The following is a 13923-nucleotide window of genomic DNA, read 5'->3' on the forward strand; positions in this document are numbered from 1 at the left end:
GGACTCGCTCAACGCCGCCTGAAACAGCGGAGGTTGACACAGGGCAACTCATCGGTTCACCAGCTCCTCGGTCTCGTCGTTCTCGGTCTGGGTCGTCGGCGCCGCGCCGCCGCGGCGTCCGCGCAGCGCGCCGACCGCCATCGCGACGAGCATCAGCCCGATCACGGCGTACACGGCCACGGCGGCCGGCTCGCTCCACAGCGTGCTGACGTCGCCCGCGGAGATCTGCAGCGCGGTGGTCAGCTGGAGCTCGAGCGCCGGGCCGAGGATGACGCCGACGATGAGCGGCAGCACCGGCAGCCCGAAGCGGCGCATCGCCAGGCCGAGCAGGCCGAGCAGGACCAGCAGCGCGAGGTCGAAGGGCTCGAAGTTGGCGGTGTAGGCGCCGAGCGTGGCGAAGAAGAGGATGCCGGCGTACAGCTGCGGGCGGGGGATCTGCAGCAGCCGGGCCCACAGCGGCGCCATCGGCAGGTTGATCACCAGCAGCAGCGCGTTGGCGATGACCAGGCTGGCGAGCAGGCCCCAGACCAGCTGGGGCTCGTTGCTGAGCAGCTGCGGGCCGGGCTGGATGCCGTAGCTCTGCAGCGCGAGCAGCATGATCGTCGCGGTCGCGGTGGTCGGCAGGCCGAGCGTCAGCAGCGGCAACATGGTGCCGGCGGCGGAGGCGTTGTTGGCGGCCTCCGGCCCGGCGACGCCCTCGATCGCACCCTTGCCGAACTCCTCGGGGCGCTTGGCGAGCCTCTGCTCGGTCGCGTACGACAGGAAGGTCGGCACCTCGGCGCCGCCGGCCGGCACGGCCCCGAACGGGAAGCCGAACGCCGTCCCGCGCAGCCACGGCTTCCACGAGCGCTTCCAGTCCTCGCGGCTCATCCACGGCTGGCCGACGGGGATGATCTCCAGCGGCTTGCGGCGCAGGTGCGCGGCGACCCAGAGCGCCTCGCCGATCGCGAAGATGCCGACCGCGACCACCACGACGTCGATGCCGTCGGCGAGCTGTGCGCTGCCGAAGGTCAGTCGCGGCTGGCCGGTCCAGGTGCCGACGAGGGCGATGCCGAGGCCGAGGAAGAGCGAGATGAAGCCGCGCAGCTTCGACGAACCGAGCACCATGGTGACCGCGAAGAAGGCGAGCACCATCACCGCGAAGTACGACGGCGCGCCCAGCGTCACCACGACGTCCGCGACCCGGGGTACGAGCACCCAGAGCAGGACGGTGCCGATGGTGCCGGCGACGAAGGAGCCGATCGCGGCCGTGGCGAGCGCCTGCGCGGCGCGCCCCGACTTCGCCATCTTGTTGCCCTCGATCGCGGTGATCACCGATGACGACTCACCCGGTGTGTTGAGCAGGATCGAGGTGGTGGACCCGCCGTACATGCCGCCGTAGTAGATGCCGGCGAACATGATGATCGCGCTGTCGACGCCGACGCTGTAGGTCACGGGAAGGAGCAGGGCGAGGGCCATCGCGGGCCCGATGCCGGGGAGGACGCCGACCGCGGTGCCGAGCAGCACACCGATCAGCGCGAACAGCAGGTTCTCGGGGGTGAGGGCGGTCTGGAAGCCGTCGAGCAGCAGGTCCATCAGAGCACTCCGTCCAGGATGCCGGCGGGGATGGGCAGGCCGAGCCCGACGTAGAAGCCGTACCAGCTGCCGAACGACAGGGCGGCGCCGATCGCGAGGTTGCGGACCCACGTCCGGCTGCCGAGCACGTACGTCGTACCGGCGAACAGCAGCGCGCCGGTGATCGCCCAGCCGAGCCAGTCGATGAGCAGCAGGTTGGCGACCAGGACGCCGACCAGCAGGCCGATCGTGCGCAGGTCGGTGCCCTGGCTGAGGTCGATGTCCTCGCCCTCCTCGGCCTCGGGCCGGTCGCCGCGCGCGGTGGCGATGGCGAGCAGGACGCCGAGCAGGACCAGGGCCCCGCCGACGAGGAAGGGCAGCGCGTAGGGCTGCACCGGCTGGTCGGCGAACGCCCGGTCGAGCGTCGAGGCGTCGTAGAGGACGTAGCCGCCGGCCAGGACGAGGAAGGCCGCGAGACCGTACTGGGCCTTGTCGATCACGGTGGCGGGAGGCGTGGTGGTGGAGGGGTGCGGCGTCGTAGCGGAATCGCCCGTGGGAAGTGAAGAACGTCGTGGGGTGGTCATGCGAGTCCCAGCTCCTTGAGGGTGTCGGCGACGCGGGCGTCCTGCTCGACGAGGAAGTCCTCGAACTCCTTGCCGGTCGCGAAGTTGTCGCTCCAGCCGTTGTCGACGAGGGCCTGCTGCCACTCCTTCGTGGCGTGCATCCTGGTGAGCAGGTCGGTCAGGTAGGCGCGCTGCTGGGCGGAGATGTCGGGCGGCGCGAGGACGCCGCGCCAGTTGGTGAAGACCAGGTCGACGCCGGCCTCGGTGAGGGTCGGCGCGTCGATGCCGTCGAGCCGCTTCGCGCCGGAGACCGCGAGGACGCGGAGCTTGCCCTCCTCGATCTGCGCCTCGAACTCGCCCAGGCCGGACATGCCGATGTCGATCTTCTCGCCGAGCAGCGCCGTCGTGAGGGGGCCGCCGCCGTCGTAGGAGATGTAGCGGACCTTCTTGGGCGCGACGCCGATCGCGGCGGCGAGCTGCATCGGGAAGAGGTGGTCGGGGCCGCCGTTGCCGGAGCCGCCGCCGACGGTGATGCCGCCCGGGTCCTTCTTCCACGCGGCGACCAGGTCGCCGAGCGTCTTGAACGGCGAGTCGGCGGGCACCAGGATACCCTCCTGCTCCTCGACCAGCCGGGCGATCGGCGTCATCTCGAGCGGGGTGGCCGGCGACTTGTTCGTGTAGACCGCGCCGACGACGCCGAGACCCATGATCATCATCAGGTCGTCGGAGCCCTTCTCGTTGAGCAGCCGCTGCATCGCGACCGTGCCGCTCGCGCCCTGGACGTTGCGGATCTCGAATCGCCCGGTCAGGTCGTTGTCCTGCATCGCCCGCGCCGCGGCGCGTCCGGTGAGGTCGTAGCCGCCGCCGGGGCTGTTGGGGATGAACATCCGCAGCCGCCGGTTGTCGGGGTCGTCGGAGCCGCGGGTCACGCCGCAGCCGCTCACGAGGACGCCGAGCGTCAGGACGGTGAGGAGTGCGACGAGGACGCGGCCTCTGCGCGCATGCATGGGAACCTCCGTGCGGTGTGGGTCGTGACCGCCGTCACCTGCGATCCGTGCCAGCATGTCGGTGGGCTGTGGTGGTCGTCACGCTTGCGGACGTAGAGGAGGTTGTGGTCGTTGTGGTCGCCGTTCCGCCGGGGTGAGCTGACGCTCGCGGCGAAGGTGCTGCTCCTCCAGGTCGCCGTCATCGCGGTGCTGCTCCTGGCGGTCGGCGTGCTGAGCGTGCGCACGTCGACGGCCGACTTCGCCGACGAGCGGGGCGCGCAGATGCGCTCGGTCGCCGAGTACGTCGCCGCGCTGCCCTCGGTCCGCGACCGGCTGCAGGGCGTCCGCGACGGGCGCTACCCGGCCGGTGACACGCCGCGCGCCCTGGCGCCGTACGCCGACTGGGGCGTGAGCCTGTCCGGCGCCTCGACGGTGATGGTGGTCTCGCTCGACGGCGTGGTGCTGGCGGCCACCGACCCCAGCCGGGTCGGCCGTCGCGCCGACCTCGGGAGCAGTGACGCGCTGCAGGGACGCGGGTGGAGCGGCGACGTCAGTCCCGGCGGCCATCGCGCGGTCGCGGCGCACGCGCCGGTCATCTCCGAGACCGACGGCAGCCTGCTGGCGATCGTGGCGGCCGAGGTGGAGTACCCCTCGCTCGCCGACCAGGTGACCACGGCCGCCCCCGACCTGGTGCTCTTCCTCGGCCTGGGCGCGCTGCTCGGGCTGGCCGGAACGTGGTTCGTCGCGCGCGTCGTACGGCGCTCGACGCGCGGGCTCGGCACCACCGAGCTGGCCAACCTCGCCGACCACCGCGAGGCGCTGCTGCACGCGATCCGCGAGGGCGTGGTCGGCGTGGGCACCGATCTCCGGGTGACCGCGATGAACGACGCCGCGCGCACCACCCTGGGCCTCGACAGCGGCGCCGACCCGGTCGGGCGTCGGGTCGACGAGCTCGGCCTCGACCCGCACGTGGTCGCGCTGCTGACCGGCGACGGGGCCGACGTACGCGACGCGCTGGCGTTGGTCGGCACCCGCGTCGTCGTCTTCAACCGCGGCCAGGCCTCGTCCGGCGGGCGCGGCATCGGCACGGTCACCACCCTGCGCGACCGCACCGAGCTGGTGTCGCTGCAGAGCCAGCTCAGCTCGAACCTCTCGATCACCGACACCCTGCGCGCGCAGACCCACGAGTTCGACAACCGGCTGCACACCATCTCCGGCCTGGTCCAGCTCGGCGAGTACGACGAGGTGGCCGCGCTCGTCGGCACGCTCACCCGCCACCGCGCCGAGGTCGGCGAGTACGTCGCCAAGCGGGTCGCCGACCCCGCCGTGGCCGCCCTCGTCATCGCCAAGCACGCCGTCGCCGAGGAGCGGGGCGTCACCCTCGAGCTCGACCCCGGATCCCGGCTGCCCCAGCTCCCGCCCGACCTCGGCGCCGACGTGACGACGGTCCTCGGCAACCTGGTCGACAACGCCGTCGACGCGTGCGCCGGCCGACCGGACGCACTGGTCGAGGTGTGGCTGCACGCCGACGACCACGACGTCCACGTGCGGGTGCGCGACAACGGGCCGGGCATCCCGCCCGAGCTGCGCGACGCGGTCTTCGTGCGCGGCTTCTCCACCAAGGACGACGTCCTCGGCGGCCGCGGGATCGGCCTCCCGCTGGTGCGGCTGATCTGCGTCCAGCGCGGGGGAGAGGTGGTCGTCGACGACGCCGATCCGGGCGTGCGCGACGGCGCCGAGTTCCGCGTGGTGCTGCCGCTCGGGCCGGCGCTCGGCGATGATGGTGGATCGTGACGGCCGTTCTCCGGGTGCTCGTGGTCGACGACGACTTCATGGTCGCGCGCATCCACGGCAGGTTCGTCGACCAGACCGAGGGCTTCGAGGTCGTCGGCACCGCCCGCACCGGCGGCGAGGCGCTCGAGCTGACCGAGCTGATGCGTCCCGACCTGCTGCTGCTCGACGTCCACCTCCCCGACCTGTCGGGGCTGGAGGTGCTCGAGCGGCTGCGGGGCCGCGGCGACGACGTCGCGGTCGTCATGGTCACGGCCGAGCGCGGCGCCGCGGCGGTGCGCGCGGCGCTCCACGGCGGCGCGCTGCAGTACCTGGTCAAGCCCTTCGAGTACGACGACCTCGCCGACCGGCTGCGCCGGGTGGCCGCCACCCTCGCCACCCTCGGCGGCGCGAGCGCCGGCCCGGCCGACGAGGTCGACCAGGCCACGATCGACCGGGCGTTCGGCACCGGGCGCTCCGCCGACCTGCCCACCGCGCTGCCGAAGGGACTGAGCTCCGAGACCGCGGACCTGGTGCTGGAGGCGGCCCGGCGGGCGGGGGAGATCTCGGCGTCCGAGGCGGCCGAGGAGGTGGGCCTGTCCCGGGTGACGGCGCGGCGCTACCTCGAGCACTTCGTCGACGCAGGTGTGGCCGAGGTCCGGCTGCGGTACGGCGGTACTGGACGCCCGGAGCGCCGGTATCGGGTCGCGCCGTAGGCTGGGTCCAGCGAGTCCGCCGACCCCTGGAGCAGAACCATGACCGCGATCGACGACCGCCCCGCGCCTCCCGCCCTGCGGGCCACCATGGGGGCCGACACCCAGGGGTTCTGGGAGCGCGTTGCGCTGGCCCTCTTCATCGCGGTGCCCTTCGTCGCGATCCTCGCCGCCGTACCGATCGCGTGGGGCGGCTGGCTGGGATGGAGCGACGTCGCGATCACCTTCGTGATGTACGGCCTGACCCTGCACGGCATCACCGTCGGCTTCCACCGGCTCTTCACGCACAAGTCGTTCAAGCCCAACCGCGCGGTGAAGATCACCCTCGCGATCCTCGGCTCGATGGCGATCGAGGGCCCGGTCATCCGCTGGGTCGCCGACCACCGCAAGCACCACAAGTACTCCGACCGCGACGGCGACCCGCACTCGCCGTGGCGCTACGGCAACAGCCTGCGGGGGCTCACCAAGGGCTTCGTGTGGGCCCACATCGGGTGGCTGTTCGACCCCGAGCAGACCCCGATCGAGAAGTACGCCCCCGACCTGGCCAAGGACCGCGACCTGATCCGCATCTCGCGGACCTTCTGGGTGTGGGTGCTGACCTCGATCCTGCTGCCGCCGGTGCTGGGCTTCCTGCTCACCTGGTCATGGCAGGGCGCGCTGACCGCCTTCTTCTGGGGCACCGTCGTGCGCATCGGCCTGATCCACCACGTCACCTGGTCGATCAACTCCATCTGCCACACCCTCGGCGACCGGCCCTTCGCCTCGCGCGACTTCTCCGGCAACGTGTGGTGGCTCGCCATCCCCTCCGGCGGCGAGTCGTGGCACAACCTCCACCACGCCGACCCGACGTCCGCGCGCCACGGCGTGAAGCGCTTCCAGCTCGACACCTCCGCGCGCATCATCTGGCTGCTGGAGAAGGCCGGCTGGGTGCGCGACGTGCGCTGGCCGACGCCCGAGCGGATCCAGGCCAAGTCCGTGGCGTGAGCCCGGTTCGGTCGGGATGGGGCCGACGCCCTACCCTGGACCGGTGCTGCAGATCGACCAGGCGACCTACGACGCGATCGTCGCGCATGCCAAGCGGGACCACCCCGTCGAGGCCTGCGGGATGGTGGCCGGACCGATCGGCAGCGACCGGCCGGAGCGCCTGATCGAGATGGTCAACGCGGCGGGCAGCCCGACGTTCTACGAGTACGACTCGACCGACCTGCTGCACCTCTACCGCGACCTCGACGACCGCGACGAGGAGCCGGTGGTGATCTACCACTCCCACTCGGCCACCGAGGCCTACCCGAGCGTGACCGACATCAACCTGGCCGGCGAGCCCGGCGCCCACTACGTGCTGGTCAGCACGCGGGAGCACGGGAATAACGAGGGCCCGGTGGAGTTCAGGTCCTACAGAATCATCGACGGCGTCGTGACCGAGGAAGAGGTCACGGTCGTCGGAAACAATGCAGCAGAGGAGAGCAGCTGACATGGCCATCGAGGTCCGGATCCCGACCATCCTGCGCACCTACACCGGTGGCGAGAAGGCGGTCAACGCCGACGGCGCCACGCTGAGCGCGCTCATCGACTCCCTCGAGGCCAACCACCCCGGCATCAAGGACCGCCTCATCGAGGGCACCGACCTGCGCCGGTTCGTGAACATCTACATCAACGACGAGGACGTCCGGTTCATCGGCAGCCTCGAGGCCGAGCTCTCCGACGGCGACCAGGTCGTCATCCTGCCGGCCGTCGCCGGCGGCGCGCGCTGATCCTCGACCGATGGCTCGCTTCGACAGTCTCCTGACCTCCGTCGGCAACACGCCGCTGGTGGGGCTGCCGCGACTGTCGGCGCCGTTCAACGCCGCGGATGCTCCCGACGGCCAGGGGATCCGGATCTGGGCCAAGCTCGAGGACCGCAACCCGACCGGGTCGATCAAGGACCGGCCGGCGCTGCGGATGATCGAGGAGGCGGAGAAGGACGGCACGCTGCGTCCCGGCTGCACCATCCTCGAGCCGACGTCCGGCAACACCGGCATCTCGATCGCGATGGCGGCCAAGCTCAAGGGCTACCGCACCGTCTTCGTGATGCCGGAGAACACCTCCGAGGAGCGGCGCCAGCTGCTGCGGATGTGGGGCGCCGAGATCGTCTCCTCGCCGGCCGCGGGCGGCTCCAACGAGGCGGTGCGGGTCGCCAAGCTGATGGCGGCCGAGCACCCCGACTGGGTCATGCTCTACCAGTACGGCAACGCCGCCAACGCCCTCGCCCACGAGGAGGGCACCGGCCCCGAGCTGCTGGCCGACCTGCCGTCGATCACCCACTTCGTCGCAGGTCTCGGCACGACCGGCACGCTGATGGGCGTCTCGCGGTTCTTCCGCCGGGCCAAGCCCGAGGTGCGCATCGTCGCCGCCGAGCCGCGCTACGGCGAGCTGGTCTACGGGCTGCGCAACCTCGACGAGGGCTTCGTGCCCGAGCTCTACGACGCCGAGCTGATCGACAGCCGGTTCTCGGTCGGCCCGCGTGACGCCGTACGGCGGGTGCGCGAGCTGCTCGAGCTCGAGGGCATCTTCGCCGGCATCTCGACCGGCGCCATCCTGCACGCGGCGCTCGGCCAGGCCGCCAAGGCGATGAAGGCCGGCGAGTCGGCAGACATCGCGTTCGTGGTCGCCGACGGCGGCTGGAAGTATCTCTCCACCGGCGCCTACGAGGGCACCATCGACGACGCCGAGGACCGGCTCGAAGGCCAGCTCTGGGCATGATCCGGCTGCTGCTCGGCCTCACGCTGGCGCTCACCGGAGCGCTAACGGCGCCGAGCGGACCGGCGTCGGCCGACGACCCGCCGTCGCTCACGATGGTCTCCGCGCCGTCCGTCGACGGCGTCCGGCGCTACGGCGGCACGCTCGTCGCCGACCCCGGCCGCTGGACGCCCGCGCCGAGCCGCGCCGCCTACGTCTGGCTGCGCGACGGCGTGCCCGCCGCCACCGGCGTCCGCCACCCGATCGCCCCCGACGACGTCGGCCACCGGCTCGACCTCCAGGTCACGGTCTCCGCGCCGGGCTACGCCGACACCACGACGCGGGTCGCGCTCGGGGTGATCAGGCACCGCGTCGACGTCCGCCGTACGGTGCGCTACTCGTTCCGCGTCCGGGGGCAGGTCCATGCCGACGTCCGCGCCTTCCGGCGCCTGGCCCAGCAGACCTACGACGACCCGCGCGGCTGGCGCGGCAAGGGCGTCCGGTTCGTGCCGGTGCGGCGCGGGGGCGCGTTCACTTTGTGGCTGTCGACGGCGCGGCGGGTGCCGTCGTTCTCGGGGGAGTGCAGCGCCACGTGGTCGTGCCGGGTCGGGCGCAATGTCGTCGTCAACGTGGCCCGCTGGCAGCACGCCTCGCCGGCGTGGAATCGCGCGGGCCGCTCGATGCGCGACTACCGGCACATGGTCGTCAACCACGAGACCGGCCACTGGCTCGGCTACCACCACGCCTCGTGCCCGCGCCCGGGCGCGCTCGCGCCGGTGATGATGCAGCAGTCGAAGGGCACCGACGGCTGCCGGCTCAACCCCTGGCCGACGCTGCGCGAGCTGCGCCGCCGGACGTGACGCTCAGCGCCAGGTGAGGTCCTGGCGGCGGTCCCAGAGGCTGCCGGGCACCGGGCCGAGGGAGAGCAGCGACAGGCTGAGGTTGGCCAGGTCGCCGTTGCGGACCGGCTGGCGCCGGGCGCTGAAGCCGGGGCGGCCGCGGCCGGGATCGGCGCGGGTCGGGTTGATCGCGTAGAGCGAGGCGTGTCGGACGCCGGCCCCCCAGATCACGAACGGGACCCGGTAGTCCTCGCGGTTCTTCGCGTCCGCGTGCTGGGTGGTGCCGGGGACGCCGCCGTGGTCGGAGGTCAGCACGATCACCGTCGAGCGCTTCAGCGCAGGCGTGTTGCGGATCTGGTTCATGATCGACCCGACCAGCCGGTCGACCGTGCTGACCGCCCTGAGGTACGTCGGGCTGAGCCAGCCGTACTTGTGGCCCATCTGGTCGGGCTTGCCGAGGTGCAGGAACGAGAACGTCCGCGGCGAGGTGGCCAGGTCCGAGCGCAGCGCACGGACGACGGCCGCGTTCTTCTCGACCGCGATGACATTGGTGTCGACCGCCGTGCGCCAGGAGCGCTTGAACAGCTGGAACTTCGACTTGGTCGCGTAGACCCCCGTCGTGCCGCCGTTGTCGTGCACGACCCGGAACACCGACGACACGTCGTGCCCTGCCGCCTGCCGCACGGTCCTGGTCACCGAGTCGTCGTTCCAGGTGACGCCGTGGCCGCCCTTGGCCGCGTTGATCCGGCGGCCGGTGACCATGCTCGTGTGGTTGGGCAGGGTGATCGTCATCTCCAGCTGGGCGCGGGCGTTGAGCGTGCCGGCGCCCTGGTCGAGCAGCTGGTGGAGGTACGGCGTCCCGGCGCGGCCCAGGCGGTTGAGCGCGCGCGGGTTGAGCCCGTCGATGGAGATCGCCACGACATGGGTGCCGTCGAGTCGGCGCGCGGGCGCGCTGCTGGCCGTGGTCGCGGAGGCGGTCGGGGCCTCGGCCGCGACCGGTGCGGCGAGCGAGCCGCCGAGCAGCGCGGCGAGAGTGAGCGTGGGGACGAGAAGCCGCCGAGCACGGCGCGTCGAGATCACCGGGCCCACCCTACGTGGTGCGCGACGTGATCTCGGTCCCGGAATGCCGACTGGCAGCACCTCGACGCCGTAGTCTGGGCGGGTGCGGCACCTCGACCATCTCGACCCCAGCGCCGACGTCGACGCTCCGATCGGGATCTTCGACTCGGGCTTCGGCGGACTCACGGTCGCCCGGTCGGTGATCGACCAGCTGCCGCACGAGTCGATCACCTACGTCGGCGACACGGCCCGCCAGCCCTATGGGCCCAAGCCGATCGGCGAGGTCCGCGAGTATGCGCTCGAGTGCCTCGACCATCTCGTCGACCAGGGGGTGAAGGCCCTCGTCATCGCCTGCAACTCCGCCAGCGCCGCGATGCTCCGCGACGCCCGCGAGCGCTACGACGTCCCGGTGGTCGAGGTGATCTACCCGGCCACCCGCCGTGCCGTCGCCGCCACCCGCAACGGCCGGATCGGCGTCATCAGCACCCGCGCCACCGCCGAGTCGATGGCCTACGACGACGCCTTCGCCGCCGCTCCCCAGATCTCCCTGACCACCCGCGCCTGTCCGCGCTTCGTCGACTTCGTCGAGGCCGGGGTCACCGGCGGGGACGAGCTGATCGCCGTCGCCCGCGAGTACCTCGACCCGCTCACCGAGGTCGGCATCGACACCCTGATCCTCGGCTGCACCCACTACCCGCTGCTCACCGGCGTCATCTCCTACGTGATGGGCGACGACGTCACGCTGGTGAGCAGTGCGGAGGAGTGCGCCAAGGACGTCTACCGGCTGCTGGCCGACACCGGCCTGATGCGACCGGGCGGCGAGCCGTCGTACACCTTCGCGACGACGGGATCACCCGCCGAGTTCGAGACGATCGGGCGCCGGTTCCTCGGCCCCGAGCTGGTGGCGGCCGGACAGTTCGCAGGGGGTCTTGCATGAGTGATGACGTGGTGGCGCCGGAGACGACCCGGCTGCGGGTCCCGGTCGACGGCGACGACCGGTCGGTGCGGGTGACCATCGTCGGCTGCTCGGGCTCCTATCCCGGCCCCGACTCCCCGGCGAGCTGCTACTTGGTGCAGGCCGGCGACGGGCTGCGGACCTGGAGCCTGGTCATCGACATGGGCAACGGCGCGCTCGGTGCGCTGCAGCGCTACGTCGACCCGCTGCAGGTCGACGCCGTCTTCCTCAGCCACCTGCACGCCGACCACTGCGTCGACATGACGAGCTACTACGTGCTGCGCAAGTACCACCCCTCCGGCTCGCAGCCGAAGATCCCCGTCTGGGGCCCGAAGGGCACCGGCAAGCGGCTGGCGAAGGCCTACGACCTGCCGCGCAAGCCGGGCATGGACGAGGAGTTCTCCTTCCGCCGCTACGGCGACCCGGTCACCGTCGGGCCGTTCACGGTCGAGTCCTACGAGGTCGACCACCCGGTGCCGGCGTACGCGCTGCGGATCACGGCGCACGGCAAGGTCGTCGCCTACAGCGGTGACACCGGCCCGATCGACGCCCTCAACGACGTCGCCGCCGACGCCGACCTGTTCCTGTGCGAGGCGTCCTTCCGCTCCTGCGACGACAACCCGCCCAGCCTGCACCTCACCGGCGCCGAGGCCGGCGACGTCGCCACCAAGGCCGGCGCCAAGCGCCTCATCGTCACCCACGTGCCGCCGTGGCACGACGCGCAGACGATCTTCGCCGAGGCCGTCGAGACCTACGACGGCCCGGCCGAGCTCGCCGCGCAGGGTGCCGTCTACGTGCTCTGAGCCCGACGGCGGCTACTCGACCGGATGTCCCGCGTCGCGGATGGTCAGCGCGATCTGGACCCGGTTGGTGGTCTCGAGCTTCTCGAACAGGCGCGAGACGTGGCCCTTCACGGTCGGCACCGACAGGTGCAGCTCACGCGCGATCTCGGCGTTCGACAGCCCGCGCCCGACCGCGCCGGCGACCTCGAGCTCGCGCTCGGTGAGCCGGTCGAGGCGGCGCTGCGCGTCGGCGGCGCGGCCGTCGCCGGACTCGGTCCGGACCCGGTCGATCAGGGTCCGGGTGACCGACGGGGACAGCATCGGGTCGCCGTCGGCAACCTTGCGCAGCGCGGCGACGATCTCGATCGGCGGGGTGTCCTTGAGCAGGAAGCCGTCGGCGCCGGCGGCGAGCGCGCCCACGACGTAGTCGTCGGCGTCGAAGGTGGTCAGCACGATCACCCGCGGCGGCTGCGGGTCGGCGTGCAGGACGCGGGTCGCGGCGAGGCCGTCGAGGACCGGCATCCGGATGTCCATCAGGACGACGTCGGGCGTGAGCTCGCGGGCCAGCGCGATGCCCGCGCGCCCGTCGGCCGCCTCGCCGACCACCGCGATGTCGGACTGCCCGCCGAGCATCAGCGACAGCGCCGAGCGCACCAGCGGGTCGTCGTCGACGACGACGACGCGGATCTGGTCGGTCACGACAGCACCTCCTCGGCCTCGGCGGTCTCGGCCGCCCACGGTAGCCAGGCCCGCAGCACGAACTGCTCCACCACGCCCACGCCCGGCTCGCGGGTGCGCTCGATGCCGTGGCTGAGCGTGCCGCCGCGCAGCTCGGCGCGCTCGGTGAGCCCGACCAGGCCGAGCCCGGCGCCGGGCGTGCGGGTCGGCCCGAAGCCGAGCGCGTTGGCGAGGACGACGTCGACGCCGTCGGCGGGGGAGCCGCTCACCGTGATCCGCAGGGTCGCGGCGGGCGCGTGCTTGCCGGCGTTGGTGATGCCCTCCTGGACCAGCCGGTAGACGGTCCGCGCCATCAGGTCGGGCAGCGGCGCGGCCAGCCGGTCGTCGTAGTCGATGGCGGCGCCGGCGGCCCGCGCGTCGGCGACGAGCGTGTCGAGGTCGCCGTACGTCGGCTGGGGGCCGGTCAGCGGCGTTGCGGTCTCGACGTCCCGCAGGACACCGAGGACCTCGCGCAGGTCGCTGAGCGCCTCGTGCGCCTTGGCCTGGATGACCGCGACGCTGCTGCGCATCTCGTCGGCGGACAGGTCCTCGCGGAAGGTCAGCGCCCCCGCGTGCATGGAGATCTGCGAGATCCGGTGGGCGAGGACGTCGTGCATCTCGCGCGCGATCCGCGCCCGCTCGTTGCTGCGGGCCTGGGAGGCGCGCAGGTCGCGCTCGGCCTCGGCGGTCTCGGCGCGCTGACGCAGCGTCCAGATCAGCTCGCGCCGCGAGCCGACGTACATGCCCCAGGCGAGGATCGCGGTGGTGACCGCGACCGTGACGGTCATGGTCAGCCACCACGGGTCGGTGTCGACCATCGGCTGGAAGACGTAGTAGCCCCAGCTCAGCACCACGTTAAGCACGCCGACCGCGATGATCTGCCACCCGCGCCGCCGCGTCGCCATCGACACCGTCGCGAGCGTCGCCGGCCCGGCCGAGAGCGAGCTGAACGGCGCCAGCAGCACGCACGCGACCGCGATCGCGAACGGCCAGCGCCGCCGGAACCCGACCAGCACGAAGGACACCAGCCCCAGCCCGAGGTCGAGCCAGAAGAGCAGCGGGTGCTTGTCGAGCTGCGCGTCCATCGCCGGCGACCAGACCAGGATGCCGAGCGCGAGGGCCAGCGCATAGCGCCAGAGCTGGCTGTACCAGCGCAGGCGCGGCTGGTAGCGGCCCGGGTCGCACTCGTCCATGGGTCGAGGCTAGAGCCTGCGGACCGGGACCCGGCAGCGCCCGCGGACCGGACCGACACCTACTTTGGTCGGGTCGA

The 13923-nt window shown here is 72.2% G+C and carries 15 protein-coding genes; 9 read left to right on the plus strand and 6 right to left on the minus strand.

Annotated elements, in window-relative coordinates:
- Window positions 1–48: 48 nt before the first annotated feature.
- From AB4880_RS01615 to AB4880_RS01625, 3 genes are read right to left on the minus strand one after another with little or no spacing between them, the layout of a single operon-like run.
- Window positions 49–1575, minus strand: a complete 1527-nt coding sequence (locus AB4880_RS01615) for a tripartite tricarboxylate transporter permease (RefSeq protein WP_367917452.1) — start codon at window positions 1573–1575, stop codon at window positions 49–51.
- Complete coding sequence (locus AB4880_RS01620) at window positions 1575–2138, minus strand: tripartite tricarboxylate transporter TctB family protein (RefSeq protein ID WP_367917453.1); 564 nt, start codon at window positions 2136–2138, stop codon at window positions 1575–1577. The genes AB4880_RS01615 and AB4880_RS01620 overlap by 1 nt, the downstream gene beginning before the upstream one ends.
- The gene (locus tag AB4880_RS01625) at window positions 2135–3124 is read right to left on the minus strand and encodes a Bug family tripartite tricarboxylate transporter substrate binding protein (RefSeq protein ID WP_367917454.1); all 990 of its coding nucleotides are present in this window, start codon (window positions 3122–3124) and stop codon (window positions 2135–2137) included. Before AB4880_RS01625 ends, AB4880_RS01620 begins: the two co-directional genes overlap by 4 nt.
- 111 nt (window positions 3125–3235) lie before the next feature.
- On the opposite strand from AB4880_RS01625, the gene AB4880_RS01630 reads away from it, so the two are divergent.
- Genes AB4880_RS01630 through AB4880_RS01660 form a run of 7 tightly spaced genes read left to right on the plus strand, consistent with a single transcriptional unit; the run spans window position 3236 to window position 9161 of the window.
- Complete coding sequence (locus AB4880_RS01630) at window positions 3236–4897, plus strand: sensor histidine kinase (RefSeq protein ID WP_367917455.1); 1662 nt, start codon at window positions 3236–3238, stop codon at window positions 4895–4897.
- On the plus strand, window positions 4894–5589 hold the full coding sequence (locus AB4880_RS01635; protein WP_367917456.1) for a response regulator: 696 nt from the start codon (window positions 4894–4896) through the stop codon (window positions 5587–5589). The genes AB4880_RS01630 and AB4880_RS01635 overlap by 4 nt, the downstream gene beginning before the upstream one ends.
- Window positions 5590–5628: 39 nt before the next feature.
- Entirely contained in the window at window positions 5629–6570 is a 942-nt protein-coding gene (locus AB4880_RS01640) for an acyl-CoA desaturase (protein WP_367917457.1), read from the plus strand.
- 43 nt (window positions 6571–6613) lie between these two features.
- Window positions 6614–7057, plus strand: coding sequence for a M67 family metallopeptidase (locus tag AB4880_RS01645; protein ID WP_367917458.1), 444 nt, complete (start codon window positions 6614–6616; stop codon window positions 7055–7057).
- A 1-nt stretch (window position 7058) separates the two neighbouring features.
- The gene (locus tag AB4880_RS01650; protein WP_367917459.1) at window positions 7059–7337 is read left to right on the plus strand and encodes a MoaD family protein; all 279 of its coding nucleotides are present in this window, start codon (window positions 7059–7061) and stop codon (window positions 7335–7337) included.
- 10 nt (window positions 7338–7347) lie between these two features.
- Window positions 7348–8325, plus strand: coding sequence for a PLP-dependent cysteine synthase family protein (locus tag AB4880_RS01655; RefSeq protein ID WP_367917460.1), 978 nt, complete (start codon window positions 7348–7350; stop codon window positions 8323–8325).
- Window positions 8322–9161: a DUF3152 domain-containing protein gene (locus AB4880_RS01660; RefSeq protein ID WP_367917461.1), complete on the plus strand. Its 840-nt coding sequence runs from the start codon at window positions 8322–8324 to the stop codon at window positions 9159–9161. The genes AB4880_RS01655 and AB4880_RS01660 overlap by 4 nt, the downstream gene beginning before the upstream one ends.
- A gap of 3 nt (window positions 9162–9164) precedes the next feature.
- Here the strand turns inward: AB4880_RS01660 and AB4880_RS01665 are convergent, their stop codons facing one another.
- Window positions 9165–10220 carry an alkaline phosphatase family protein gene (locus AB4880_RS01665; protein WP_367917462.1) on the minus strand — a complete coding sequence of 352 codons (1056 nt, stop codon included), beginning with the start codon at window positions 10218–10220 and terminating at the stop codon, window positions 9165–9167.
- Window positions 10221–10302: 82 nt separating this feature from the next.
- Between AB4880_RS01665 and murI the strand changes: the two genes are divergently transcribed.
- Both murI and AB4880_RS01675 read left to right on the plus strand, forming a co-directional pair.
- Window positions 10303–11136 carry a glutamate racemase gene (gene murI, locus AB4880_RS01670; RefSeq protein ID WP_367917463.1) on the plus strand — a complete coding sequence of 278 codons (834 nt, stop codon included), beginning with the start codon at window positions 10303–10305 and terminating at the stop codon, window positions 11134–11136.
- Complete coding sequence (locus tag AB4880_RS01675) at window positions 11133–11957, plus strand: MBL fold metallo-hydrolase (protein ID WP_367917464.1); 825 nt, start codon at window positions 11133–11135, stop codon at window positions 11955–11957. The genes murI and AB4880_RS01675 overlap by 4 nt, the downstream gene beginning before the upstream one ends.
- 12 nt (window positions 11958–11969) lie before the next feature.
- Here AB4880_RS01675 and AB4880_RS01680 read toward each other — a convergent pair whose 3' ends face one another.
- On the minus strand, window positions 11970–12635 hold the full coding sequence (locus AB4880_RS01680) for a response regulator (protein WP_367917465.1): 666 nt from the start codon (window positions 12633–12635) through the stop codon (window positions 11970–11972).
- On the minus strand, window positions 12632–13846 hold the full coding sequence (locus AB4880_RS01685; RefSeq protein WP_367917466.1) for a sensor histidine kinase: 1215 nt from the start codon (window positions 13844–13846) through the stop codon (window positions 12632–12634). The genes AB4880_RS01680 and AB4880_RS01685 overlap by 4 nt, the downstream gene beginning before the upstream one ends.
- Window positions 13847–13923: the final 77 nt, after the last annotated feature.

The sequence above is a fragment of the Nocardioides ginsengisoli genome, assembly GCF_039537225.1.
GTDB classification, from domain to species: domain Bacteria; phylum Actinomycetota; class Actinomycetes; order Propionibacteriales; family Nocardioidaceae; genus Nocardioides; species Nocardioides ginsengisoli.